Annotated in this window: 5 protein-coding genes; 3 read left to right on the top strand and 2 right to left on the bottom strand. The window is 73.9% G+C overall.

The features are described from left to right. Positions 1-267 precede the first annotated feature (267 nt). From VM95_RS36585 to VM95_RS36575, 3 genes are all read left to right on the top strand, one after another. Complete coding sequence (locus VM95_RS36585) at positions 268-1,260, top strand: NUDIX hydrolase (RefSeq protein WP_045705426.1); 993 nt, start codon at positions 268-270, stop codon at positions 1,258-1,260. A 77-nt stretch (positions 1,261-1,337) separates the two neighbouring features. Further along, positions 1,338-1,898, top strand: a complete 561-nt coding sequence (locus VM95_RS36580) for an NUDIX domain-containing protein (protein WP_045705424.1) — start codon at positions 1,338-1,340, stop codon at positions 1,896-1,898. Between the two features lie 38 nt (positions 1,899-1,936). Continuing rightward, a complete protein-coding gene (locus VM95_RS36575) occupies positions 1,937-4,033 on the top strand; it encodes an acetoacetate--CoA ligase (protein WP_078861144.1) in 2,097 nt (698 codons plus the stop codon). Positions 4,034-4,099: 66 nt separating this feature from the next. Here VM95_RS36575 and ptsP read toward each other — a convergent pair whose 3' ends face one another. Together ptsP and VM95_RS36565 are read right to left on the bottom strand one after the other, a co-directional pair. Beyond that, positions 4,100-5,770 (bottom strand): phosphoenolpyruvate--protein phosphotransferase, encoded by a 1,671-nt coding sequence (gene ptsP, locus VM95_RS36570; RefSeq protein ID WP_045705420.1) that lies wholly within the window; start codon positions 5,768-5,770, stop codon positions 4,100-4,102. Positions 5,771-5,848: 78 nt separating this feature from the next. Further along, complete coding sequence (locus tag VM95_RS36565; protein WP_045705418.1) at positions 5,849-6,298, bottom strand: PTS sugar transporter subunit IIA; 450 nt, start codon at positions 6,296-6,298, stop codon at positions 5,849-5,851. Between the last annotated feature and the right edge of the window lie 482 nt (positions 6,299-6,780).

Here is a 6,780-nt window from a genome sequence, read left to right as displayed (position 1 = left end):
CGTGCATCGCAAGGCGGAGGAGGGAGCCACTGCGGTGGGGGCACCTCCCGGCCGAAGGCTGGGGGCCATTGGCGACCGACGACAACGCGGCGAGGTGCGTGCTCCGGCGTCGCCCCGCAGGCGGGAGTTTGAAGACACGCCCTCGGGCCCGGCTTCGGGCCCCCGGCCGGGAAAACCGTTTGCCGCCCGGGAACGCCTTCGCTACGTTGTGCTCAGCCAGAGAACGACAGCCGCAGGTTTCCGGGCGAGCGCGGAGAGGAGCCGACCATGACAGCGGACGACGACACGACCGCCGCGCCCGTCGGCGAGCCCGCGAGCGGGCCCGCCGCCCCGCCGGACGAGCAGCAGTGGCTCGCCGCGTACGACCCGCGCGCCTACACGCCGATCGCCGTCACCGTCGACGTGGTCGCCCTGACCATGCGCCGCGGCAGCCTGCACGTCCTGCTCGTCGAGCGCGGCGCCCCGCCCTACCAGGGCTGCTGGGCCCTGCCCGGCGGCTTCCTGCGCGCCGGCGAGGAGGGCCTGCCCGAGGCCGCCGCCCGCGAGCTCGCCGAGGAGACCGGCCTCCAGGGCGCCTCCGAGACCGAGGCCGCACTCTGCCGCCTCCACCTCGAACAGCTCGGCACCTACGGCGCCCCCGACCGGGACCCGCGCATGCACGTCGTCTCGGTCGCCTACCTCGCCTTCGCCCCCGACCTCCCCGACCCGCAGGCCGGGACGGACGCCGCGGCCGCCGCCTGGCACCCGGTCGCCGACCTCGACCTGCCCACGCGGCCCAGCTGCCGCCCCCGAGCCGCCGTTGGGCCCGCCGACTCCCACGGGGGTGGTGTCGGCGGGCCCAGCGGCCCCGGCCCGGCCGCGCGGCAGCCGATCCGGCTGGCCTTCGACCACGCCCGCATCCTCGCCGACGGCCTCGACCGGGTGCGCGCCAAGCTCGAGTACAGCCCGCTCGCCACCGCCTTCCTGCCCCACGACTTCACCATCCCGGACCTGCGCGCCGTCTACGAGGCCGTCTGGGACGAGAAGCTCCACCCCGGCAACTTCCACCGCAAGGTCCTCTCCGTCCCCGGCTTCGTCGAGGGCACCGGCGCCACCACCCAGCGCACCGGCACCCGCGGCGGCCCCCGCGCCCGGACGTACCACGCGGGCGACGCCAGCCTCCTGCACCCCGCCCTGCTCCGCCCCACCCGGGAGTGCGGCCCCGACGCGGACGGCCCCGACGCGGTCGGCCGGCCCGACACCGGCCCGGACTCCGGCTGACCGACCGGCAGTTCGCGGCCGAGCCGGTCTCCGCCATACCCGCCCGCCCGGCCCGCCCCGCGAGCTACCCTCGGGCCATGACCACCGATCACGCGCACCAGGCGGCCCACCGACCCCACTCCCACTGCCACTTCTGCGGCACCGCCTACCCGGCCGGCACCCGGGAGTGGCCCCGGACCTGCCCCGGCTGCGCCGAGATCAGCTACCGCAACCCGCTGCCCGTCACCATCGCCGTCCTCCCCGTCACCCGCCCCGACGCCGACCCCGCCCTGGTCGTCATCCGCCGCACCATCGAACCCGGCTACGGCGAACTCGCCTTCCCCGGCGGCTACATGGACTACGGCGAGACCTGGCAGCAGGCCTGCGTCCGCGAGCTGCGCGAGGAGACCGGCATCAAGGCCGACCCGGCCGAGGTCACCCTGATCACCACCGCCTCCGACCCCAACGGCCGCTTCGTCTTCCTCTGCGGCCTGCTCCCCGCCCGCCCGCTCGCCGAACTCCCGCCCTCGCTCCCCACCGACGAGACCGACGGCTGGCAGCTCGCCACCGCCGACACCACCCTCGTCTGGGACTTCCACACCAACGTCCTGCGCTCCTGGTTCAACGGCGAGTTCGACCGCGAAGTCACCCTCCGCTGACCGCCGGCCGACCCTGGCGCGGCGGGCGCGCACATGGCATGGTCTGCTCCGACAGCCCAACCGGACGGGGTGCCACCAGCTCTCCCGTCCCCACCACCGGCCGGGAGACCACCACCGTGAGCACCCCACCCCAGGACCGACCCCTCTGGCGCCCCGACCCCGAGCGCGCCGCGGCCACCAGCCTGGTGGCCTTCCAGGCCTGGGCCGCCGAACACCACGGCGCCCCGGCCGCCCCGCTCGCCCCGGCCGAGGACGACCAGCAGGCCGCCCAGCGCTACGCCGACCTGCACGCCTGGTCCACCGCCGACCTCGACCGGTTCTGGACGGCCGTCACCCAGTGGTTCGACGTCCGCTTCACCCAGGCCCCCGAGGCCGTCCTCGCCGACGCGGCCATGCCCGGCGCCCGCTGGTTCCCCGGCGCCCGCCTCAACTACGCCGAGCACGCCCTGCGCGCCGCCGAGGACGCCGCCAACGCCGACCGCCCGGCGATCCTGCACCTCGACGAGACCACCGAGCAGCCCGCCGTCCTCACCTGGTCCGAACTGCGCCGCCAGGTCGGCTCCCTGGCCGCCGCCCTGCGCGCCCGCGGCATCGGCCCCGGCGACCGCGTCAGCGCCTACCTGCCCAACGTCCCGCAGGCCGCCGTCGCCCTCCTCGCCACCGCCGCGGTCGGCGCGATCTGGACCAGCTGCGCCCCCGACTTCGGCGCCCGCAGCGTCCTCGACCGCCTCCAGCAGATCGAGCCCGCCGTCCTCTTCGCCATCGACGGCTACCACTACGGCGGCAAGGACCACGACCGCACCGACGTCGTCGCCGAGCTGCGCCGCGAACTCCCCAGCCTGCACACCGTCGTGCACGTCCCGCTGCTCGGCGCCCCCGCCCCCGAGGGCGCCCTGCACTGGGACGACCTGGTCGCCGACGACGTCGAGCCCGTCTTCGAGCCCGTCCCCTTCGACCACCCGCTCTGGGTCCTCTACTCCTCCGGCACCACCGGCCTGCCCAAGGCCATCGTCCAGAGCCAGGGCGGCATCCTGCTCGAACACCTCAAGCAGGCCGGCCTCCACCTCGACCTCGGCCCGCAGGACCGCTTCCTCTGGTACACCTCGACCGGCTGGATGATGTGGAACTTCCTGCTGGCCGGCCTCCTGGTCGGAGCCACGATCGTCACCTACGACGGCAGCCCCGGCCACCCCGACACCGGCGCCCTGTGGTCCGTCGCCGCCCGCACCGGCGCCACCGTCCTCGGCACCTCCGCCGCCTACGTGATCGCCAGCCGCAAGGCCGAGCTGCACCCCGGCCGCGACCTCGACCTCTCCGCAGTCCGCTGCATCGGCACCACCGGCTCCCCGCTCCCGCCGGACGGCTTCCGCTGGATCTACGACGAGGTCAAGGAGGACGTCTGGCTCGCCTCCGTCAGCGGCGGCACCGACGTCTGCTCCTGCTTCGTCGGCGGCGTCCCGACCCTCCCGGTGTACCTCGGCGAGATCCAGGCCCCCTGCCTCGGCGCGGCCGTCGAGTCCTGGGACGTCCAGGGCCGCCCGCACACCGACGAGGTCGGCGAACTCGTCGTCACCCGGCCGATCCCGTCCATGCCCACCGGCTTCTGGAACGACCCCGAGGGCACCCGCTACCACGACAGCTACTTCGACGTGTACCCGGGCATCTGGCGCCACGGCGACTGGATCACCGTGACCTCCCGCGGCACCGTCGTCATCCACGGCCGCTCCGACTCCACCCTCAACCGCCAGGGCGTCCGGATGGGCTCCTCGGACATCTACGAGGTCGTCGAGCGCCTCCCCGAGATCGCCGAGTCCCTGGTCATCGGCCTGGAGGAGCCGGACGGCGGCTACTGGATGCCGCTGTTCGTCGTCCTCGCCCCCGGCGCCGAGCTGGACGAGGGCCTGATCGGGCGCATCCGCACCTCGCTGCGCACCGAACTGTCCCCGCGCCACGTCCCCGACGAGGTGATCGCCGTCCGCGGCCTGCCGCACACCCTCACCGGCAAGCGCATCGAGGTCCCGGTCAAGCGCGTCCTCTCCGGCACCCCGCTGGAGCAGGCCGTCAACCCCGGCTCCGTCGACGACATCGACCACCTGCGCTTCTTCGAGCAGGTCCGCCGCGACCGCCAGGCCTGAGCAACGCCGAAGGGGCGCTCTCCCACCACGACGGTGGGGGAGCGCCCCTTCTTGTCTCTGTCCCCGCTACTCGCCGGACAGCACCTGCTGCGCCGCGGCCCGCGCCTCCTCGGCGCTGTCCGCCGCCCGGGCCGCCTCGGCCGCCCGGCGGCACTGCGCCAGGGTGTACTTGGCGAGCGAGGAGCGCACGTACGGGATCGACGCCGAGCCCATCGACAGGCTGGTGACGCCCAGGCCGGTCAGCACCACGGCCAGCAGCGGGTCGGAGGCGGCCTCGCCGCAGACCCCGCAGCTCTTCCCGGCGACCCGGGCCGCCTCGGCGGCCGCGGCGATCAGGTCGAGCAGCGCCGGCTGCCACGGGTCCTGCAGCCGGGCCAGCGCGCCCACCTGACGGTCGGCGGCGAAGGTGTACTGGGCGAGGTCGTTGGTCCCCAGCGAGAGGAACTCGACCTCCTGCAGGATCGCCCGGGCCCGCAGCGCGGCGGACGGAATCTCCACCATGGCACCGAACTTGGCGTCCAGCCCGGCCTCGCGGCAGGCCTGCGCGAAGTCCCCGGCGTCCTTGCGGTCGGCCACCATCGGGGCCATCACCTCGAGGTGCACCGGCAGGCCCTCGGCCGCCGTGGCCAGCGCCCGCAGCTGGGTGCGCAGCACCTCGGGGTGCTCGAGCAGGGTGCGCAGACCGCGCACGCCCAGCGCCGGGTTCGGCTCGTCGGCCGGGGTCAGGAAGTCCAGCGGCTTGTCGGCGCCCGCGTCCAGCACGCGCACCACGACCCGGCCCTCCGGGAAGGCCTCCAGCACCTTGCGGTACGCCTCGACCTGCTTCTCCTCGCTGGGAGCCTTCGCCGAGTCGTCCAGGAACAGGAACTCGGTGCGGAACAGGCCGACGCCCTCCGCCCCGTTCTCCAGCGCCGCCGGCACGTCCGCCGGGCCGCCGACGTTGGCCAGCAGCGGCACCCGGTGGCCGTCCGAGGTCTGCCCCGGCCCGGAGGAGGCGGCCAGCGCGGCCTTGCGCTCGGCGGCGATCGCCCGCAGCTCGTCCTGCTTCTCCCGCGTCGGGTCGAGCAGCACGTCGCCCGTGCTGCCGTCCACCGCGACGACGGTGCCCTCGGCGACGTCCGCCGCACCCGGCAGCGCGACCACGGCCGGCACGCCCATCGCCCGCGCCAGGATGGCGCTGTGGCTGGTCGGCCCGCCCTCCTCGGTCACGAATCCGAGCACCAGCGTCGGGTCGAGCAGCGCGGTGTCGGCCGGCGCGAGGTCCCGCGCGAACAGCACGTACGGCTCGTCGCTGTCCGGAACGCCGGGCATCGGCACGCCCAGCAGCCGCGCCACGATCCGGTTGCGCACGTCGTCCAGGTCGGCGACCCGCCCGGCCAGGTACTCGCCGGCGGAGGCGAGCAGCGCGCGGTAGGCGGCGAAGGCGTCGTACACGCCGCGCTCGGCGCTGCTGCCGACCGCGATCCGGCGGGCGACGTCGGCCATCAGCTCCGGGTCCTGCGCCATCAGCGCCTGGGCCTCCAGCACGCCCTGCGCCTCACCGCCCGCCAGGTTGCCGCGCGCGATCAGGTCCGCGGCGACGGCATCGACGGCGGCCTGCGCACGAGCCTGCTCGCGCGCTGCGTCCTCGGTCGGGATCCGGGTGGCCGGGGGCTCCAGGACCGCCGTGCCCATGTGCCGCACCTGGCCGATCGCGACCCCGTGGCTGACACCCACGCCGCGCAGTGTCTTCTCCATTACCTGTTCTCCGCTGAATGCCGGGCCGCCCCGGCTTCGTCCGGCGGGGCGGGTGTGGGGGAAAGAGAGGGGAGGGGCTCAGCTCCAGCTGAACAGCTCGCCGCCGGCCTGGACCTCGCCGTCCTCGCGCACGCTGCCCAGCGAGTCCGCGGTCGCCTCCAGCGCCACGATCGGGGAGATCGGGGACTTGCCGGCGGCCTCGACGGCGGCCGGGTTCCACTTGATGACGGCCTGGCCGCGGACCACCTTGTCGCCCTTGTTGACGAGCAGTTCGAAGCCCTCGCCGTTCAGCTGCACGGTGTCGATGCCGAGGTGGGTCAGCACACCGTGACCCTCGTCGTCGACGACCACGAACGCGTGCGGGTGCATGGAGACGACGATGCCGTCCACCGGAGCGAGCGCCTCGGTGGGCTCGCGCACCGGGTCCACCGCGGTGCCGGGACCGACCATCGCACCCGAGAACACCGGGTCCGGAACGTTCGCGAGCCCGACGACCCGACCAGTCAGCGGCGACGTCACAGTGGTCATGGTTGTGCCTCCCAAGTGCGCAGTACTAGCGAGCGGCCGCGAGCAGCGGCGCGACGATCAACTGAAGCCTAATTCATGCCAACTTCAGACATCTGCTGACATTCCCGGGCGAAGCTCCCCGCCCCGCCCGCCCTGTCGGCCGGCGACCCACCGGCCGCTAGTGGTCTAGTCCTCTTGGCCGATGCGCCGCACTCTACAGGCATCTTGGCGAATCGAGACCATTGCTGTATATGCTCGCGAGAGCAACAAATCATGCCGCCGCCCGGGTGACTCCGGACGCGTCCCGATTCGCGCTCCGCTCGGCGACCCGCTATGGTTGGTCGAGTCGCCGCGACTCCGCGGTTAACACCAGATTTCAGATGCGAATAGCCCCGGTAAACGGAGCGGAAAACATCTGGTAAGCTGGAAACACGAAAGAACGAAGCGCCCGGAGGGCCCGCTGGAAGGCGGCTCGAAGGAAGCGTCCGTTCCTTGAGAACTCA

The organism is Streptomyces rubellomurinus, from assembly GCF_000961885.1.
GTDB classification, from domain to species: domain Bacteria; phylum Actinomycetota; class Actinomycetes; order Streptomycetales; family Streptomycetaceae; genus Kitasatospora; species Kitasatospora rubellomurina.
Note: the sequence above shows the minus strand (reverse complement) of the source record. Positions and strands in the feature narration are given on the sequence as shown.